The following is a 19277-nucleotide window of genomic DNA, read 5'->3' as shown; positions in this document are numbered from 1 at the left end:
AATATGATTAAACGCTGGCCGTGGTGGAAGGCACAAAATCGGCAGTATCAGTGGATTCGTAGTTGAAGGTGATGTCTTTCCAGGTATCCAGCGCTTGCTTGAGCGGCGTACACCATTTGGCAGCGGCTTCGAGAATCTTGGGGCCTTCGTTCACATAATCGCGACCTTCATTACGCGCCAAGACCATCGCTTCCAGCGCAACACGATTGGCAACAGCACCGGCTTGTATGCCCATCGGGTGACCGATGGTTCCGCCGCCGAACTGCAATATCACGTCTTCGCCGAGATAATCAAGCAACTGGTGCATCTGACCCGCGTGAATGCCACCTGAAGCAACTGGCATAACCTTGTTCAGAGAAGCCCAGTCCTGCTCGAAGAACAGGCCGGTTTCGAGATTTTTCGGAGTATGTGTGTCGCGCAATGTGTCGTAAAAGCCCTTGATCATGAGTGGATCGCCCTCAAGCTTCCCAACGACCGTACCTGCGTGTATATGATCCACGCCTGCCATACGCATCCATTTGCAGATCACGCGGAAATTCATGCCGTGATTCTTCTGACGCGAGTAGGTCGAGTTGCCGGCACGGTGCAGATGCAGAATCATGTCGTTATTGCGCGCCCATTTGGCCATCGACTGGATGGCCGTGTAGCCGATCACCAGATCAATCATAATGATGATCGAGCCCAGCGATTTGGCGAATTCGGCGCGCTCATACATTTCTTCCATCGTGCCTGCCGTGACGTTCAGGTAGTGGCCCTTGACTTCACCGGTCGCAGCGGACGCCTTGTTGACGGCTTCCATACAATACAGAAAACGGTCGCGCCAGTGCATAAAGGCCTGAGAATTGATATTCTCGTCGTCTTTCATGAAGTCGAGACCACCCTTGAGCCCTTCATATACTACGCGCCCATAATTACGTCCTGACAAACCCAGCTTCGGTTTGGTGGTGGCGCCGAGTAATGGGCGCCCGAATTTGTCGAGGCGTTCGCGTTCTACCACGATCCCGGTAGCGGGACCCTGGAAAGTTTTCAGGTAAGCGACCGGAATGCGCATGTCTTCCAGACGTAGTGCTTTTACGGCCTTGAAACCAAATACGTTGCCAATGATCGATGCGGTCAGGTTGGCAATGGAACCGCCTTCGAACAAGTCCAGATCGTAGGCGATGTAGGCGAAATACTGAGGCTCGTTCTTGGTGCCGGGCCCGGTGTTGGGCACCAGCTCGGAGCGATAGGCCTTGGCGCGGTAGAGCTCGGCAGCGGTTAACCGGTCGGTCCATACCACGGTCCAGGTTGCGGTGGAAGATTCGCCGGCAACAGCAGCGGCGGCTTCCTCATGGTCCACCCCTGGCTGAGGGGTAATACGAAACACAGCAATGACATCCGTATCTTTGGGTACGTAATCGGAATCCCAGTAACCCATTTTTTTGTAGGGCAGCACGCCGGATTTGTAGCGTTCCTTGCCGGTTAATTCTTCACTCATGTCGATTCTCCTCATAGGGGTAGATAAAAGTACTACAGGGTGAATTGTAACCCGAATTATCATAAACAACAGTCACGTGTTTTGATTGTTATGATAATCTTTATCTTATATGATTCCTCAAAATTGGCCTCGACAAAAACGACTATGCTACATCTCACTCTGAGGCAATTAAAGGTTTTCGAATCCGTTGCCAGCCACCTGAGTTTTTCGCGTGCGGCCGAAAGCCTCTTCCTGACCCAACCCGCGGTCTCGATGCAGATCAAGCAGTTGGAGCAAAGTATCGGTTTGCCGTTGTTTGAACAGATGGGCAAGAAAATCTATCTGACGGATGCCGGACGCGAACTTTATCATTACAGCCGCGCGATCTCCCAGCAACTGGCCGATATGGAACTGGCGCTCGATGAGTTGAAGGGTCTGGAGCGAGGCAAACTGAATATCGCGGTAGTGAGTACCGCCAATTATTTTGCCCCGCACCTGCTCGCAAGATTCTGCCAGCGCTATAGCGGCGTTACCGTCAGCCTGAATGTCGCCAATCGGGAGACGGTTCTGAAGCAATTATCCGACAATGCGGTTGATATGGCCATTATGGGGCAACCACCGGATGGCCCGGACATCGCTACTGAATCTTTTATGGAGAACCCGTTGGTGGTCATTGCGCCGCCGAATCATCCCTTATGCAAGATGCGCCGTATTCCCGTAAAACGGCTGGAGCGGGAAACTTTCCTCGTGCGTGAGCCCGGTTCGGGCACGCGCGGCGCAATGGAACGTTTCTTTGCGGCGCATCATATTGCCATTAACCGGGGGATGGAAACGGATACCAGCGAGGCGATAAAGCAGGCGGTACAAGCGGGGATGGGGCTGGGCATCATGTCGTTGCATACCGCTGAGCTGGAACTGGAGACAAAGCGTCTCTCGATTCTGGATGTGCAGGATTTTCCAATCATTCGCCATTGGCATGTGGTGCACCGAAAAAACAAGCGGCTTTCGAGCGTAGCGCAAGCATTCAGGGAGTTTTTGTTGAAGGAGGCCCCAGCGCTGATGCCGGAAATAACAGGAGTGAAACACTGAAGTAGTAGTGTTGTTATCCACCTGTTTTATTGCGTCTGATTCCGGCTGCCCCCCGCTGCCATTCGATGCGGTTATTCGCATAGACACTATGATTTTTCTTCAGGAGATAAATCGCCAGCCGCAATCTGTTGAGGCTCAGCGATTGGTTGCTTACCCCGTCGAGTGACCTTGCCTATCATGACAAAAAAGAGCGGTACAAAAAAAATGGCCAGGAATGTGGCGGCCAGCATTCCGCCGAACACGCCCGTGCCGATGGAATTCCGGCTTGCTGCGCCTGCCCCGGATGCCACCACAAGCGGAAACACACCCAGTATGAAGGCCATGGAGGTCATGATGATAGGCCGGAAACGAAGGCGTGCCGCTTCGAGCGCGGCATCGACCAGCGGTACGCCTTCAGCATATCGCTGATTCGCAAATTCGACAATCAGGATTGCATTTTTTGCCGTGAGACCGATCAACGTTATCAATCCGATCTGAAAATAGATGTCATTGGTTAACCCGCGAACCCATATGGCCAGTAGTGCCCCCAGGACCCCGAAAGGTATCGCAAGAATGACTGCGAAGGGAACGGACCAGCTTTCGTACAGCGCGGCCAGCACCAGAAAGACCATGAGCAGAGCGAAGGCAAACACCATGATGGACTGTCCTCCAGCCTTCTGCTCCTGAAATGATATCCCGCTCCAGTCGATCGTATAACCGCGAGGTATCAGGATTTCATTTGCTGCTTGTTCCAGCGCTGCCAGCGCCTGTCCCGAGCTGTATCCCGGCGCGGCGCCGCCCAGCACGAGTGCGGTATTGAAGCCATTGAAATGCGTAACCGGGTCCGGGCCGCTGCTGAATTCGGTGGACACGACCGAGTCCAGCGGGATCATGGTATGTTCCGTACCATTCTGGGCGCGCACATATACCTTGCTGATGTCGTCCGGGCGGGAACGATACTCCGGTAGCGCCTCTGTTTGCACCCGGTAGACGCGGCCGAATTTCACAAAATCGTTGACATACAGATTTCCAAAATAAGCCTGCATGGTATCGAAGACTTCAGAAATGGGCACCCCCAGCGCTTTAGCCCGCTCACGGTCTACCTGGGCATACAGCCGTGGGGTACTTACCCGAAAATTCGTATTGGCAGCCGCAATCGCAGGGTATTCCACAGCCTTGGCCACAAACTCCTGAGCGACAGCGGCGAACTCGGTAAAATCGCCGCCACTGGGATCTTGCAATTGAAGCGAAAAACCTCCTGTGGAACCGAGGCCCGGGATGGAAGGCGCATTAAATGCAAGGATCAAGGCCTCGGGGATTTTGGCAAATTCCCCGAGAGCCGCCGCAATAAGACCCGGAACCTGGTCGCTGGGATCGGTGCGTGTATCCCAATGTTGCAGTGGTACGAACATCGTCGCCTGATTCGTTCCCCGTGTGCCGAACACGAAATTCTGGCCCGCCAGAACATCCGTCGAATGGACTGCGGGATTCGCCCGGAAATAGGTCTCTATTTTTTTAAGGACCTCGATCGTACGTGTCTTGGAGGCCCCCTCCGGCAGTTGGACGATCGTAATAAAATAGCCTTGATCTTCTTCCGGAAGGAAACTGCCCGGAATGGTCTTGAACAGCCCAAGGATGACGATTATCAGAGTTCCGAAGATGGCCAGAGCAATCAAGGATCGCTTCAGGATCATCCCGACGGTTCCGACGTAGCGGCTCTGAAGCCAGTCAAACGACCGGTTGAAAATATTCCAGAACTTATTGGCCGAGTCGTGGCCTGGCTTGAGAACCAGCGCGCAAAGCGCGGGGCTGAGCGTAAGCGCCACGAACCCGGAGATGGCCACGGACAGGGCAATGGTGATGGCAAACTGTTTATACAGCTCACCGGTAATTCCGCCTAGAAAAGCGACTGGAACAAACACGGCAGCCAGTACAAGGACAATTGCAACCACGGGCCCCGTTACCTCGTCCATGGCTTTTTTGGCTGCGTCCCTGGGTGACAAGCCTCCCTTGGTCATATGCCGCTCGACATTCTCCACCACAACAATCGCATCATCCACCACGATGCCGATGGCCAGAACCATGCCGAACAGGGTCAGCGTATTAATCGAGAATCCAAGTGCTTCCATCCCTGCCAGCGTTCCAATAAGGGAAATTGGAACGGCAACAGCAGGGATGAGCGTCGCACGCCAGCTCTGCAGAAAAAGAAAGACGACCAGGATGACCAGGAGCGTCGCTTCAATAAGGGTTTTCACCACTTCCTTGATGGAGACATCAATGAATGTGGTCGTGTCATAGGGAATATCATAGGACACGCCTGCCGGAAAACTTCTGGCCAGCTTTTCCATTTCATGGCGAACGTGCTTGACCGTCTCGAGCGCATTGGCGCCCGGGGAAAGAAAGGTCAGCAGGAACGCGTTCGGCTGCCCGTTCCATCGCCCCTCAAGGTCATAGGATTGAGCACCCAGCTCCACCCGTGCGATATCCCGCATCCGGACCATGGAACCATCCGGATAAGCCCGAACGATCATATCCTCGAATTCCTTGACCTCACTCATTCGGCCACGCGTAATGACGGGAATGGTGAGCTCAGTGCCTTTGGGCGTGGGTTCGCGGCCTATCCTCCCGGCCGGGAAATCCCGATTCTGCTCACGAACCACGGCCGCAACCTCGGTCGGCGTGATATCGAGTTGCGCCATGCGGACGGGATTGAGGATCAACCGCATCGAATAATTTTGCGCGCCGAAGATGATGGCGTCGCCGACACCGGGGATTCGTTTGACGTTGTCAAGAACGCGAAGCAGGGCATAGTTCGAGAGAAAAACCGTCTCATGCCTGGGATCGGTGGAGCTCAGCATGATGACCGCCAGCAGATCCGGCGACGTCTTTTTTACAGTCACCCCCTGACGGATGACTTCATCGGGCAACTGGGGTTCGGCAAGACGTTGCCTGTTCTGCGTCTGGACCTGCGCGATATCCACATCAGTTCCGATCTCGAACGTGAGCCTCATCGTCATGTGCCCATCATTCGTACTGGTGGAGTCGTAGTAGAGGAGATTGTCGATACCAGGGAGTTGTACCTCGATCGGACGCGCTACCGCTTCTGCGACAATTTCCGCACTTGCGCCGGGATAATCCGCATCAATCTGCACCATGGGCGGCGTGATCTGTGGAAATTGCGCTATCGGCAGCTTCTGCAAAGACACCAGACCCAGCACGACAATGATGATGGACAGGACCGACGCAAAAATTGGACGATCGATAAAAAAATGAGAACTCATGATGCGTTCTGCGTGGTTTTTTCCTCCGGACGACTATTTGGAGTCTTTCCACCCTGGAATGGGACAGCGGTCACCTGAGCCCCTGGCCGAACCCGATGAAAACCTTCCACCACCACCCGTTCCCCTGGCTGAAGCCCATTGTCGATCAACCACTCGTTTTCGTACCACAAGCTCGCTTGAACCGGACGAAGCTCCGCCTTGTCGCCCTCGCCGATCACGTAGACAAACGATCCGGTAGGCATCTGTTGAACGGCTCGTTGCGGGATGAGGATCGCATCGGGCCGGATATATCCCTTGAGGCGAATTTTGACGAACTGCCCGGGATAAAAATAGGACTGCCCCGGCGCAAAGCCGCCTTCCGGATTAGGAAATGTGAATCGCGTCTGTAGCATGCCTGTCTCGGATCGTAAGTTGACATCCGCAAAATCAAGCAACCCTTCTCCCGGATATACGCTCCCGTCGGAAAAGGTCATCACGCCCCGTAACTGAAAAATATCCGGTCTTTCGATCCTGCGCTCGGCAAGATCGCGGCGCCGCCGGAGGAGATAGCTTTCCGGGACGCTCACATTGACGTACATGGGATCCAACTGATCGATAGTCGTCAAAAGGGTCGTCTGTGCGGAGACCAGCCTCCCTTCGTAGAACTGGCTACGGCCGATTCGGCCGCTTACCGGCGCCGTGATCAGCGTATTGTCCATATCGAATTTCGCCTTCACCAGGTCGCTGCGCGCCGCTTCCAGTGCGGCTTTGGCTGCCAGTGTCTCGGCTACGGCATCGTCGACGTTTTTTTTACTGACAGCCTGTTCCTCGAGAAGGGGTTTTACACGGACCAGATCCTGCTCCGCCTGTACCAGTCGCGCCTGAGCCTGGGCCACGCGTGCGCTGGCACTGAGATAAGCGGCTTTAAAGGGAACAGGGTCGATAAGGTACAACTGTTCACCTTTGCGAATATTCCGGCCTTCGGTAAAAAATATTTTTTGAATGATGCCGGTAACCTGTGGCCGAATCTCCACGGGACGGAAAGCCTCCGTTCGTCCGATAAACTCCGGTTCGTCCGGGACCGTTTGCGTGGTAACGGTGATCACTTCCACTTCGGGGGCAGGCTGGGCCGCGCTGGGCGGCGCTTTCTCCGAGCAAGCGGCGAGGAGGACCAGGAGCAACCCCACGCTCATGCGAATGATGCGGGTTCCATTTCGGATGACTGATGCTGTTAACCGCTGAATTGTCAGATTCATATCCCGGCTCTTGGGTTGCCCTGAATAGAGGACAGGTTTCCAGGGCTGAGTTACCCGGCGATCGGATTTTGCCGGAAATTCAGCTGCTGGATGTGCATTTCTGTTTCGATTGAGGCCGCGATCGACGCATAGCGGGAAGCCATGGCTATGAAATCGTATTGTTCAGCCTTGCTACTCTTGATTTCCGCTGCGGCTCACGCCGCAATTGACTGTGAGGCTTGAGTTGACCGCAAATGCGGATTCAACTGAAGAAAGTTCTGGATAAAAAACCAAACGCCTCCTTGCATCTTCTTCCATTATGAGCGATCCACAGCAGAGCAGTGAAGCAATATAACGTGAAGCATATAAAATGTATCGCTGGCTTGCCAGCGGTACTGATATATGGGCGAAACGTCTGGCCGGTGCTTGAAATATCGGACCGGCAAGTTTTTGCAAAAAGACGGGTATAAAAAAAATACGTTCAGAACCGAAGCGGCGCGTGCCATCCGCCAACCGCGACGACCTGGTGCGGACGATGTTCGTTACGCTGGCAACCACCCTCCGCCCAGCGCCTTATAGAGTTGAATGACAGACACCAGATGCATCCGGCGTGTTGCCGAAAGCCCAAACTCGGCATCGAACAGGTTGCGCTTGGCGAGAAGTACATCCACATAACTGGTAATGCCGCCCTTGTAGCGGAGGTCTGCCACACGCAAAGCCGAGCGCAACGCTTCGACCTGTTCTTGTTGCGCCGTGCGTTGATCATTAAACGTACGAACGGCTACCAAGGCATCTTCAACCTCCTTGAAGGCCACAAGAATGGTCTGTTCGTACTTGGCCAATACCTGTCTTGCTATCGCCTCAGCCGCCCGCTGTTCGAACCCCAGGCTTTGCGGATTCAGTAATGGGCCCGCCAGACCGATTCCCGCCGCTCCAAATTCGCTTCCCGACACGAGTAGCTTGGACAACGCCGGACTGGCCACGCCAAGAAAACCGGTGATTGTAATCCTGGGAAAGCGTGCCGCTTTGGCCATTCCAATCCTCGCGGTAGCTGCTGCCAGCGTTTGTTCGGCTTGCAAAATATCCGGGCGCCGCTGCAACAACTCGGAGGGAAGGCCGGCAGGGACTGCGGGCGGCAACAGTTGTTCTGTCAGTGAAATGCCTCGCCCGATCGGCACCGGATTCTTGCCTAACAACACGCTCAGCTCATTCTCCTTCTGAACCATTTGACGCTGGATCTCCGCCACGCGCGTGGCCGCGTTGGCTCGCTCTGCCTCGAACTGATCCAGATCCAGGCGCGAGATGAGGCCTCCACGCAGTTGTGCCCGGGAGAGGGCGACCGACTCCTCCCAGGACCGCAGTGCATTTTGCGCAATGTCCAACTGCATGTCGAATTGCAAAAGATCGAAATAGGATTGTGCTACCGAGCTCACCAGTGTGAGGACAACGGCCCGGCGATTTTCCTCGCGCGACATCAAGTCCGCACGAGTGGCCTCGTTGGCGCGGCGGAGCCTGCCCCAGATATCTATTTCCCAGGCCAGGTTATTTTGTGCGAAGTAGCTGTACGGTGTGGGAAACCCGGGGAAAAGAAATCCGCCGAGGGTGCCGAATGCAGGCGCGTTGATGTTGTAGTCCAGCTTCGGGAGCAGGTCAAAACGGCTGATGGCACTACGGGCTTCGAGTTCCTCGACGCTTGCCACGGCCTGCTTGAGATCTTTGTTTTCCGCTAAAGCCTGCCGGATAAGTTGTTGAAGTACATCGTCGTGAAGCAGCTCCCACCATGGAAGATTGGCAATGGAGTGTCCTTCGTTCTCAGCCATGCGAAACGTATCAGCGGTGTCGATGTGGGGCCGGACATAGTCGGGTCCCATGGCGCAAGAGGCTATGGCGAGACACGGGAGTAAGAATAATATTCTGATCCAGACATTATATTGGCGCATCATGCCGTTTCCTTTTGTACATGTTCATGTTCAGTCGGTTTTCCCGCGCTCTTGCGAGTAAGCCAGGTGAAGAACAACGGAATGAATATGGTTGCGACAAAGGTCGCGAGCAGCATGCCGCCAAAGACACCGGTTCCCATTGAGCGGCGTGCGGCGGCTCCGGCCCCGGTCGCGATGACCAGCGGTACGATCCCCAGCACGAAAGCCATGGAAGTCATGACGATAGGGCGGAAACGCAAACGCGCAGCTTCAACCGCGGCTTCTGCGACGGGCATGCCTTCCCTCATTTTCTGACTGGCGAATTCCACGATCAGGATTGCATTTTTTGCCGCCAGGCCTATCAGTGTAATCAAGCCCACCTGGAAGTAAATATCGTTTGGCATCCCGCGTACCAGCACCGCCAGCAGCGCACCCGTCAGTGCAAAAGGCACGGCCATGATAACGGCCAGCGGCAATCCCCAAGTTTCGAATTGCGCAGCCAGAATCAGAAATACCATAATAATGGCAAAACTGAAAGCGAGAGTTGCTGCGGAACCGGTACGTTTCTCCTGAAAAGCCTGTGCCGTCCAGCTAATCTGATAATTATCCGGCAGGTTTTTTGCCGCGATCTCTTCCACGAGTTTAATGGCGTCACCCGAGCTTACGCCGGGTGCGCCACTTCCCATGATTTTTGCGGCAAGAAGCCCATTATAGCGTTCCAGTTGTTCCGCACCCACGATGCTTTTTATCGTGCTCAGCGCCGACATGGGCACCATCGCGCCGGATTCGGAACGCACGTACACCCTGCCGAGATCTTCCGGCTTCATACGGTATTGGGGTTCCGCCTGCAGTTGCACCCGGTAGGTACGGCCGGACTTGTTAAAATCGTTGATATAGAGCGAACCCATGGTGCTTTGCAAGGTGGCATACAGGTCGGCGATCGATACTCCCTGCGAAATCGCCTTGGCCTCATCCACTTCAATGAAAAATTGCGGTACTGTAGGACGAAAGAAAGTATTGATGCCGGCGAGGCGCGGTTCCTGGTTCAATGCGTCGATGAGGTTGCTTACGACACCTGACAATTTCAAGGGGTCCGACCCCCCGCGGGCTTGCACATAAACTTCAAAACCCCCAGCGGTGCCCAGTCCACGGATGGCGGGGGGATTAAATGCTATCGCGATGCCATCAGGCTGCTGCATGCCGATACCGAACAGTTTGTTGACAATATCCTCCGCGGTGGCAGTCCGTTCGGACCAGTCTTTGAATGTCACGAACATGGTTGCCGAGCTTGTCTTGTTTCCACCGCCGATAAGATCGTAACCATTCACCACAAACTGGTGGGAAACTGCCGGGTCTTCCGCAATGGCGGCTCGCACGGCTTCAGCCGTCCTGGTTGTTCGAGACAGCGTTGCGCCATCAGGCAGGATCGTTGCGGTCACCACATAGCCTTGGTCTTCAGGCGGCACGAAGCTCTCGGGAACCGTTTTGCCCAGGTAAATTGCCACGCCAACGATCCCTGCGAACACGAGCGCGCCAATAATGGGATGATGTAATGTCAGGTTGACCGTATGCGTATAGAAATTAGTCAGGCCCTTGAATCCGCTGTTAAATTTCCGGAAGAACGCAGATTCGCCATGAGTGGTTTTCAGGATGATGGCACACAACGCAGGCGTGAGCGTCAGCGCTACTATGCCGGAAATTACCACGGCGACGGCAACCGTCACGGCAAACTGGCGATATAGCTCACCGGCGATGCCGCCCATGAAGGCTACAGGCACAAACACTGCACACAGCACCAATACAATGGCTACAACGGCTCGTGAAACCTGTTCCATGGACTTGATGGCAGCTTTCATCGGTGATAGTTGTTCCTCGTCCATCAAGCGCTCGATATTTTCCAGCACGACTATCGCATCGTCCACCACAATGCCGATAGATAGCACCATCGCAAACAGCGTAAGCGTGTTGATCGAGAAGCCGAACAACCATAGTCCTGCAAACGAGCCAATGAGAGAGATCGGTACCGCAACAAGGGGAATCAGCGTGGCGCGCCAGCTTTGCAGGAAAAGGTACACAACCAATATCACCAGTATCATCGCTTCGCCCAGCGTTTTAACGACTTCCCAGATCGAGGCAGTAACGAACAGGCTGGTATCGTAAGGCACTACATAGTCCATTCCTTCAGGGAAATGAGTCTTCAATTCCTCCATCTTGGCGACGAGGGCTTCTTTCGTCTCCAGCGCATTTGCACCGGGCTGCAAGAAGATGGGGATGCCCGCGCCAGGTTGACCGTTGAGCGCGGTGCGCACATCGTAGCTTTGCGCGCCCAGTTCGATACGGGCGACATCCTTGAGATAAAGTGCACCACGCGGCCCATCGGCGCGCAAGATAATATTACCGAATTGCTCAGGTTCCAGCAGGCGGCCTTTGGCGTTAACGGTATAAATCAGCTGCTGATCCGCAGGTGCAGGTTCCTGTCCTATCTTGCCGGCAGCATATTGCGCATTTTGAGATCGAATGGCTGCAGCAATATCCGTGGTAGTAACGCCTAATTGAGCCATGCGGTCAGGGCGCAGCCAGATACGCATGGAATAATCCTGTCCCCCGAAAACTATCGCGTCACCAACCCCCTTGGTGCGCTTTAGCTCGTCCAGCACGTTAAGCGTCGCATAATTGCTCAGGTACAACGGGTCAAACTTGCCCTTCTCCTTGGAGACGAGCATAAAAACCAGAAGAATATCGTTGGAACGCTTTTGTATTATCAGACCGGTGCGGCGGACTTCCTCCGGTAAGCGCGGCAGAGCAATATTTACCTGGTTGCTTACATTGAAAGTTGCCTGATCGACATCCGTACCGACTTCAAAGGTCACGGTTATTGTCAGCGTACCGCTCGAATCGGCGCTGGAGTTGAAATACAATAGATTCTCGACACCGCTCAACTGCTCTTCAATCGGCGCCGCGACCGTTTTAGCCAAGGTATCGGCGCTGGCGCCTGGGAAGGTCGCCGTGATCAGCACGGTCGGCGGCGCAATTTGCGGATACTGTGCGATAGGCAATTGCATCGCGGCTGCCAACCCGGCAAGCACGATGATAATGGATACTACGGACGCAAAAATAGGTCGCGTGATGAAGAATCTTGTCATGATGATTTCCGCCTAAGTCTGTTTCTCTGGGTCGGGCCGAGCAGGAGTCTCAGCAGGCGGTGATTCCGGATTCCGGAGCATGGGTCGCCACGGGTATCTCTGAACGAAGCGGGTTAGGCGCCACAGCGGCCCCGGGGCGAAGCTTGATGATATTGTCGACTATGACTTTATCACCCGCTTTGAGACCGCCCAGGATGACCCACTCCTTGCCCAACCAATGGCCTGTTACAACCGGTTGTACGGTTGCTTCATTTTTGTCATTGACGATATACACGATATTTCCCAGATCGGACGTCTGCACCGCAACCTGGGGTACAAGAAAAACGCCATCACGTTCGCCTGTGGTGACACGTGCACGCACAAACTGCCCCGGCAAAAGCCGCTGATCCGCGTTCTCGAATGTTGCGCGCAATTGCTGTGTACCCAGCGCCGGATCAATTTCGCTGGCTGCAAAATTCAGTTTGCCCTTTTTACCGTATTCCGAGCCATCCGGCAGTATCAAGGTTACCTGCTGCACGTTTTGTTCATGCAGCGGACCGCCGATCTGCGCCAGTTCGTTATCCGATAAACTGAAGCGTACCCAGATGGGTGATAATTGGACTATCGTCGTCAGAAGACTGGTGTTGGCCTCAACCAGCGTCCCCTCGGAAAATTGGAAGCGGCCGGATACTCCGGTCACCGGGGCCGGCACGGAGGTATAAGAGAGATTCAGCTCGGCGTCGCGCACGCGAACTTCCGCCTGCTCCAGGGAGGCGTTTGCGATTGCGTTATCGGAGACGGCATTATCGTACTCGCGCTGGCTGACGGCCTGCATTTCAAGAAGATCGTGCAAGCGCTTTTCTTCGCGCTCTGTCTGCGCAATGCGGGCTTTCTGTTCAGCAAGTTGCGCTTTTGCTTGCGCCAGAGCGTTTATATAGGGTACAGGATCGATCAGAAACATGGGTTGACCCAGTTTTACCGCCGCCCCCTCTTCGTACAGGCGTTTGAGCAAAATACCCCCGACGCGAGGCCGTATCTCCACTTCCTTGGCGCCTTCGGTTTGTGCGACCGCTTCGGCACTGATCGGCACGCTGGTGGGTTGTACTTCGATCACGCTTACCGGCAGCGCCATTCCAGCAGGTGGTTGATTGGCTGCCTGGTCATTTTTGCCACAGGCGGCCAATGCAATGTTCATGGCAATGCCAATGACAAGTGCGATGGTGGCTTTCGAATGCAAAGTCGCCATCAGATTGCCAAGTCTGTTTTTATCATTTTTATAATATCTGGCAGCTGGCATCTTTAACCCCATGGCGGTAAACGAAAACAGTCAAAAAGAAAAAAAGAAACATCTTGCATACATTCGTGTATGTATGTAAATTATATACAAAAGAAGAGCAGCAATGTAAATAAATTAATTGACTGGAAAAGCAACTGGAACCATGGTCCGGAAAACAAAGGAAAATTCTGAATTAACCCGGCAACGCCTGATCGAGGCGGCGCGCCAGGTATTTTTGACGCGCGGTGTCAGCCGCACAACGATGGAGCATATCGCCGTCCAGGCCGGGGTCACGCGGGGTGCGATTTATTGGCACTTCAGTAATAAAGTCGATTTGTTTCAGGCAATGCGTGAGCAAGTACTGCTGCCATTGATCGATCGCATGGACGATACTCTGCTGATCGAAGGTTGTGAAGATGCGCTTACTTGTATAGAAAATTTTTTATGCGGAACCATTCAATCATTGGTTGACAGCGCTGAAACGCGCCAGGTTTACGAGATCCTGATGATCAAGTGCGAATATGTAGACGAGTTCGCTACTGTTTTGCAACAGATTCTATGTAATTGTTCCAGCATCGAGGAAAAATTACGGCTGATTTACGAGCGGGCGGAAGCTTAGGAGCAACTGTATCCATTGCGCGACCCCGCTCAGTTGGCGATGGATACGCATCTATTCTTTATCGGCCTGTTGCATATGTGGGTAAAAGATACGGATGGCAAGCAGTTTCGCCATCAGGCGATCGAGTTGGTAAAATCACATATGAGCCTCCGTCGCCGCAAGAGTACCTTGATGCAACCCTCCAGTTAGCTGGATTCCCGAGTCAACTTTTCCCGCCTGTATCAAATCTTCGGTCTTCTTTTATCAGAATCATTCCTAACCCGGATGTTTCATAAATTGACGCGCGCCCTTGCTGGTCTTTTGTTTCGTATGAAAATTTCGTTCAGTCGGGCGTATGAATAACTACGCCACTCTTTCACGAAATCTCCCTACAAAACAAAATCCTGCGCAATCATCACGCGAATTTATGAAACATCCGGGCTAAACCTTGAATCCGGCTGATCGTACCCGTGAGCTTCATCTTTTGGTGAGCTCGCTACAACTGCTGGATTCAGGTTAAGGCAAGTTGTAATTGGCGCGCTGCGCGCATCCGTCGTTCCTGAAGGGAGCCTGCCGGAAAACCTCATTTACATCCCCCTCGGTCTTCTTGCGGCAGATATTGACCCTTCTGCAGGAGATGTTTTGTTATAGTTGACTAAATCGATCAAGTATCTTATAGTTGACTAAATCAGTCATGTATTGGCAGTGACTGAACCGGTTTATGATCAATATCCCTATTTGATTGAATCACAAGAGTAAAGAGGAGTTTATCATGCGGCTAACAACCAAAGGACGGTTTGCGGTAACAGCACTCTTGGATCTTGCAATGCAACATAGCACTCACCCCGTGACGCTCGCCGAAATTAGTCAGCGTCAGCAAATCTCGCTATCCTATCTTGAGCAATTGTTTGCCAAACTGCGCCAGCGCAGGCTTGTCGATAGTGTGCGAGGGCCCGGAGGCGGTTATTGCCTGGCGAAGGATATGGCACACGTGTCGATAGCGGAGATTATCCTCGCTGTCGACGAGCCGATCGACTCGACGCAATGCAACGGAAAGGAAAATTGTCACAACGATAAAAAGTGTATGACTCACGACTTATGGGTGAAGCTCAATGAGCTTATTTTCGATCACCTTGGCGCGGTGACATTGAAGCAATTGGTTGATGACCAGAAAGCAAGAAGTGATGCGCACAAGGCGAGAGAGAGTGGCGTTATGCAAATACTCGATATGCGAAACGTGATTCCGTCAGAAAAGGTTGTGCCTGAGCTTGGACATGCCGCATTTTCGGCGTGATACCGATTACGGATATCCACCTTTGTTCTGGTCACTCTAGTCACTCTATTTTGCGAATGGTAATTGGAGAATAGCATGGCAGTCACATTAACCGAAAACGCGGCAAAACAGATCCGGAAGCAGCTTGCAAAGCGCGGCAAGGGATTGGCGCTGCGCATCGGTTTGAAAAAGGTGGGCTGCTCCGGGTTTGCTTATACGTTCGACTATGCTGACGAAATTCTTGTTGGCGATCAAATGTTCGAGTCTTATAACGCTCACGTAGTGGTTGATGCCAACAGCCTGCCCTTCCTTGATGGTTCCCGCGTGGATTTTGTCAGGGAAGGGCTCAATGATTCGTTCAAATTTGAAAATCCCAACGTCGACAATACATGCGGCTGCGGTGAAAGCTTCAGTTTAAAAGAACCAGCCAAAGTTTAATTGTGTCAAAGATCTCGGAAGTAAAAAAAAGAGCCGTATACGGAGCGGCAGGCGCCTCGATGTATCATCGAGGCAAACGACATTGGAGCAATCGACATGAGTGCAGTATTACAAAAACTGGTCAATCAGCCTTATAAGCACGGCTTTGTTACCGAAATCGAGTCCGATATCGCACCAAAAGGACTTAACGAAGACATCATCCGCCTTATTTCGTCAAAGAAAGAGGAGCCCGAATGGCTGCTTGAGTTTCGGCTGAAGGCATATGAGCAATGGCTCAAGATGGAAGAGCCACGGTGGCCTAATGTCAAGTATCCGAAGATTGATTTTCAGTCAATCAGCTACTACGCGGCGCCGAAGCAGAAAAAGAAGCTGAACAGCATGGACGAGGTCGATCCCGAATTGCTGCGCACTTTCGAGAAGCTCGGGGTGCCGATGCACGAGCGGGCAGCGCTCGCCGGCGTAGCGGTGGACGTAATTTTCGACAGCGTGTCGGTTGCGACGACCTACAAGCAGAAGCTTGCCGAGGTGGGCATAATTTTCTGCTCGATCTCGGAAGCCGTTCATGAGCATCCCGACCTGGTGAGGCAGTATCTTGGCACGGTGGTACCGGTAGGCGACAATTACTACGCGGCGCTCAACTCGGCCGTTTTCACGGATGGGACATTCTGCTTTATTCCCAAAGGCGTAAAATGCCCCATGGACCTGGCTACGTACTTCCGAATCAACACAGAGGAATCGGGACAGTTCGAGCGCACTCTGATTATCGGCGCGGAGGGTTCGTCGGTCTCCTATCTCGAGGGTTGTACCGCGCCCAAATTCGATACTAACCAGTTACATGCCGCAGTGGTTGAGCTGGTCGCGATGGACAACGCCGACATCAAGTACTCGACGGTGCAAAACTGGTATGCGGGCGATGAAAACGGCATGGGCGGCATTTATAACTTTGTTACCAAGCGTGGCTTGGCCAAGGGCGTTAATTCGCGCATTTCGTGGACTCAGGTTGAAACCGGCTCGGCTATTACCTGGAAGTATCCTTCCTGTATTCTTCAGGGCGAAAACTCGGTAGGAGAATTTTACTCGGTGGCTGTGACCAATAACTATCAGCAGGCAGACACCGGCACCAAAATGATTCACATTGGAAAAAATACGCGTAGCACCATAGTCAGCAAGGGTATCTCCGCCGGCCATTCCAATAACAGTTACCGCGGATTGGTTAGAATCGCGCCTACCGCTACTGGGGCGCGCAATTATTCGCAGTGCGATTCAATGCTGATCGGCGACAAATGCGGAGCCCATACCTTTCCTTACATACAGGTTCGCAACCAGGAAGCCAAAGTCGAGCATGAAGCATCAACATCAAAGATCGGTGAAGACCAACTATTTTACTTTGCCCAGCGTGGCATCGGCAGCGAGGAAGCGGTATCGATGATCATTAATGGATTCTGCAAGGATGTTTTTCAACAGTTGCCGATGGAGTTCGCGGTCGAAGCGACCAAGCTGCTCGGGTTCAAGCTCGAAGGGAGCGTCGGATGATTTATCAGGATAGCAAAACGTTACTTGAAATACGTGGGCTGCGGGCGACTGTCAACGGTATCGAAATCCTCAAGGGTATCGACCTTACGGTTAGATTCGGTGAAGTGCACGCAATCATGGGAACAAACGGCTCGGGTAAAAGCACCCTTGCAAAGGTGCTGGCCGGCCACGACGCATACCAGGTAACCGGCGGTTCGGTAGCGTTTGAAGGAAATGATCTGTTTGATCTGAAACCGGAGGAACGTGCGCGCGCTGGCGTATTTCTCGCCTTTCAGTACCCGGTCGAGATCCCCGGCGTTGCCAATAGCCATTTCTTGCGCCTCGCCTACAATACAGTACAGGCACAACGCGGCAAGGACGAGCTTGATCCGCTCGAATTTGATGACCTGGTGCGTGAAAAAATGAAATTGCTGGACATGAACCCCGATTTTCTCGATCGTGGCGTCAATGAAGGTTTTTCCGGCGGTGAGAAAAAGCGGAACGAGATATTGCAAATGGCGCTGCTCGAGCCACGGCTGGCAATTCTCGACGAAACCGACTCCGGACTCGACATAGATGCGCTGAGGATCGTCACCAAGGGCGTGAACCAGCTTGCCAACAAGGATAATGCGATCATATTGGTCACGCACTATCAACGCCTTCTTAATTACATCGTGCCGGACTACGTGCATGTAATGGAGTCGGGTCGCATCATCAAGACAGGCGGCAAAGAGCTTGCGCTCGATCTCGAAAACCGTGGGTATGACTGGGTTGGCGCCGAGCAACGTGCTGCGGTCGGGGCATGAGCATGAACATGGTTGCCGGCAACAGCTATCTCGAAAGCCTGCTTCAGGGCCAGCCACAACTGCCGCCCAGCCCTCTCGCATGGTTTAATCAGTTGAGAGCAAATGCGGTTGATTGTGCCGGTAGATTAAAGGTGCCGACGACTCGCGACGAAGAGTGGCGCTTTACCGATATTTCACCGCTTGCCAAGCTGTCCTTCCAGCCGCTGCGGGGTGCATCGACGGTGAAAGCAGCCGACGTGGAACGTTTCTATCTGGACGAGGCGGCGGTCAGGCTCGTGTTCGTCGATGGCACGTACATGCCGCAGTTTTCCACATCGCCGAACAGGGCCGGAGAGCTTGGTCTGGTAGTCACGGATCTGTCAACGGCGATATCCACGCATGGCGTGGCGATAGAGCCGCATCTCGGACGACATGCCGGGTTTGAGCATAATTTGTTCACCGCACTGAATACCGCGTTTCTTCATGACGGGGCGCTGGTCGTGGTACCGCGTGATACGGCAGCGGGGGAACCGGTGCATGTGTTGTTCATTGCAACACAGCCAGAGGCGGCAAGTCATCCGCGTTGCCTTCTGATTGCCGAACCGGGTAGTTCAGTCACGCTGGTCGAGGATTATATTGCGCTTCATGAAGGCACCTATGTCACCAATGCGGTGGCGGAAATTGCGTTGGGAGATAATGCCGAGGTTAATCACATCCGGGTGCAGCGTGACAGCATCCACGCGTTTCATATCGCAAACTGTGCGGTATCGTTAGCGCATGCAAGCCGCTATCGATCTGTCAGCGTCGCGCTTGGTGCGCGTATTTCACGATATGATTTGAATGTGCTGCTTGCGGCGGAGGGGGCCGAGTGCGCGATCGATGGGCTGGCCTTGATTACGGAACGCCAGCTTGCCGATACCCATTCCTGCATTGATCATGCGGTACCGAATTGCACAAGCCGCCAGTTGCATAAATGCATCGTCGATGGCGCTGCGCACGCCGTGTTCAACGGTAAGATAACAGTACGCCCAGGGGCGCAGCGTACTGATTCCACGCAATCGAGCCGCAACTTGCTGCTGAGTGCGAAGGCGCGTATCGACACCAAGCCACAGCTTGAAATCTTCGCGGATGACGTAAAATGCGCGCACGGCGCAACCGTTGGTCAACTCGCCAGTGAGGAGCTGTTTTATCTCAAGAGCCGTGGGCTATCCGAGGTAATGGCGCGCAATCTGCTGACTTACGCGTATGGTGCCGAAATTATCGACCGCATTTCCATTGCATCCCTCAAGCACCGGCTTGAGCGAACGGTACTTGAGCGGACTCAACGAAATTGAC

The 19277-nt window shown here is 53.6% G+C and carries 13 protein-coding genes and 1 pseudogene; 7 read left to right on the top strand and 7 right to left on the bottom strand.

What is annotated here, in order from left to right:
• Positions 1 to 7: 7 nt before the first annotated feature.
• Complete coding sequence (locus BLP78_RS04920) at positions 8 to 1477, bottom strand: ribulose-bisphosphate carboxylase large subunit (RefSeq protein ID WP_176752781.1); 1470 nt, start codon at positions 1475 to 1477, stop codon at positions 8 to 10.
• A gap of 144 nt (positions 1478 to 1621) precedes the next feature.
• Between BLP78_RS04920 and BLP78_RS04915 the strand changes: the two genes are divergently transcribed.
• Positions 1622 to 2545: a LysR family transcriptional regulator gene (locus BLP78_RS04915; RefSeq protein WP_090457078.1), complete on the top strand. Its 924-nt coding sequence runs from the start codon at positions 1622 to 1624 to the stop codon at positions 2543 to 2545.
• 86 nt (positions 2546 to 2631) lie between these two features.
• On the opposite strand, the gene BLP78_RS04910 is transcribed toward BLP78_RS04915, so the two are convergent.
• From BLP78_RS04910 to BLP78_RS04885, 6 genes are all read right to left on the bottom strand, one after another.
• A complete protein-coding gene (locus BLP78_RS04910; protein WP_090457076.1) occupies positions 2632 to 5805 on the bottom strand; it encodes a multidrug efflux RND transporter permease subunit in 3174 nt (1057 codons plus the stop codon).
• Positions 5802 to 7040 carry an efflux RND transporter periplasmic adaptor subunit gene (locus tag BLP78_RS04905; RefSeq protein ID WP_090457074.1) on the bottom strand — a complete coding sequence of 413 codons (1239 nt, stop codon included), beginning with the start codon at positions 7038 to 7040 and terminating at the stop codon, positions 5802 to 5804. Before BLP78_RS04905 ends, BLP78_RS04910 begins: the two co-directional genes overlap by 4 nt.
• 171 nt (positions 7041 to 7211) lie before the next feature.
• Positions 7212 to 7532: a hypothetical protein gene (locus tag BLP78_RS04900; RefSeq protein WP_143002891.1), complete on the bottom strand. Its 321-nt coding sequence runs from the start codon at positions 7530 to 7532 to the stop codon at positions 7212 to 7214.
• Between the two features lie 29 nt (positions 7533 to 7561).
• Positions 7562 to 8962: an efflux transporter outer membrane subunit gene (locus tag BLP78_RS04895; protein ID WP_090457070.1), complete on the bottom strand. Its 1401-nt coding sequence runs from the start codon at positions 8960 to 8962 to the stop codon at positions 7562 to 7564.
• Entirely contained in the window at positions 8959 to 12081 is a 3123-nt protein-coding gene (locus BLP78_RS04890; protein ID WP_090457068.1) for an efflux RND transporter permease subunit, read from the bottom strand. The genes BLP78_RS04895 and BLP78_RS04890 overlap by 4 nt, the downstream gene beginning before the upstream one ends.
• Before the next feature lie 49 nt (positions 12082 to 12130).
• Complete coding sequence (locus tag BLP78_RS04885) at positions 12131 to 13306, bottom strand: efflux RND transporter periplasmic adaptor subunit (RefSeq protein ID WP_256330064.1); 1176 nt, start codon at positions 13304 to 13306, stop codon at positions 12131 to 12133.
• Positions 13307 to 13499: 193 nt separating this feature from the next.
• Here BLP78_RS04885 and BLP78_RS04880 point away from each other — a divergent pair.
• The 6 genes and pseudogenes from BLP78_RS04880 to sufD all read left to right on the top strand — a co-directional run bounded on the left by BLP78_RS04880 (position 13500) and on the right by sufD (position 19276).
• A pseudogene (locus BLP78_RS04880) lies at positions 13500 to 14144 on the top strand (TetR family transcriptional regulator).
• A 562-nt stretch (positions 14145 to 14706) separates the two neighbouring features.
• Positions 14707 to 15228, top strand: coding sequence for an Rrf2 family transcriptional regulator (locus BLP78_RS04875; RefSeq protein WP_090457064.1), 522 nt, complete (start codon positions 14707 to 14709; stop codon positions 15226 to 15228).
• A 75-nt stretch (positions 15229 to 15303) separates the two neighbouring features.
• On the top strand, positions 15304 to 15645 hold the full coding sequence (locus tag BLP78_RS04870; RefSeq protein WP_090457062.1) for a HesB/IscA family protein: 342 nt from the start codon (positions 15304 to 15306) through the stop codon (positions 15643 to 15645).
• A gap of 96 nt (positions 15646 to 15741) precedes the next feature.
• A complete protein-coding gene (gene sufB / locus BLP78_RS04865) occupies positions 15742 to 17178 on the top strand; it encodes a Fe-S cluster assembly protein SufB (RefSeq protein ID WP_090457060.1) in 1437 nt (478 codons plus the stop codon).
• Positions 17175 to 17963, top strand: a complete 789-nt coding sequence (sufC, locus tag BLP78_RS04860) for a Fe-S cluster assembly ATPase SufC (RefSeq protein WP_036575118.1) — start codon at positions 17175 to 17177, stop codon at positions 17961 to 17963. The genes sufB and sufC overlap by 4 nt, the downstream gene beginning before the upstream one ends.
• A 2-nt stretch (positions 17964 to 17965) precedes the next feature.
• The gene (gene sufD, locus BLP78_RS04855; protein WP_371128854.1) at positions 17966 to 19276 is read left to right on the top strand and encodes a Fe-S cluster assembly protein SufD; all 1311 of its coding nucleotides are present in this window, start codon (positions 17966 to 17968) and stop codon (positions 19274 to 19276) included.
• Position 19277 lies beyond the last annotated feature (1 nt).

Source organism: Nitrosospira sp. Nsp1 (assembly GCF_900100985.1).
Taxonomy (GTDB): domain Bacteria; phylum Pseudomonadota; class Gammaproteobacteria; order Burkholderiales; family Nitrosomonadaceae; genus Nitrosospira.
The sequence above is the reverse complement of the archived record's forward strand: the minus strand, read 5'-3'. Positions and strand labels throughout refer to the sequence as shown.

Excerpts from the sequence above, each read along its gene's own strand:
- BLP78_RS04920 (WP_176752781.1), bottom strand. The coding sequence starts at position 1,477 with ATGAGTGAAGAATTAACCGGCAAGGAACGCTACAAATCCGGCGTGCTG.
- BLP78_RS04915 (WP_090457078.1), top strand. The coding sequence starts at position 1,622 with ATGCTACATCTCACTCTGAGGCAATTAAAGGTTTTCGAATCCGTTGCC.
- BLP78_RS04910 (WP_090457076.1), bottom strand. The coding sequence starts at position 5,805 with ATGAGTTCTCATTTTTTTATCGATCGTCCAATTTTTGCGTCGGTCCTG.
- BLP78_RS04905 (WP_090457074.1), bottom strand. The coding sequence starts at position 7,040 with ATGAATCTGACAATTCAGCGGTTAACAGCATCAGTCATCCGAAATGGA.
- BLP78_RS04895 (WP_090457070.1), bottom strand. The coding sequence starts at position 8,962 with ATGATGCGCCAATATAATGTCTGGATCAGAATATTATTCTTACTCCCG.
- BLP78_RS04890 (WP_090457068.1), bottom strand. The coding sequence starts at position 12,081 with ATGACAAGATTCTTCATCACGCGACCTATTTTTGCGTCCGTAGTATCC.
- BLP78_RS04885 (WP_256330064.1), bottom strand. The coding sequence starts at position 13,306 with ATGGCGACTTTGCATTCGAAAGCCACCATCGCACTTGTCATTGGCATT.
- BLP78_RS04875 (WP_090457064.1), top strand. The coding sequence starts at position 14,707 with ATGCGGCTAACAACCAAAGGACGGTTTGCGGTAACAGCACTCTTGGAT.
- BLP78_RS04870 (WP_090457062.1), top strand. The coding sequence starts at position 15,304 with ATGGCAGTCACATTAACCGAAAACGCGGCAAAACAGATCCGGAAGCAG.
- sufB (WP_090457060.1), top strand. The coding sequence starts at position 15,742 with ATGAGTGCAGTATTACAAAAACTGGTCAATCAGCCTTATAAGCACGGC.
- sufC (WP_036575118.1), top strand. The coding sequence starts at position 17,175 with ATGATTTATCAGGATAGCAAAACGTTACTTGAAATACGTGGGCTGCGG.
- sufD (WP_371128854.1), top strand. The coding sequence starts at position 17,966 with ATGAACATGGTTGCCGGCAACAGCTATCTCGAAAGCCTGCTTCAGGGC.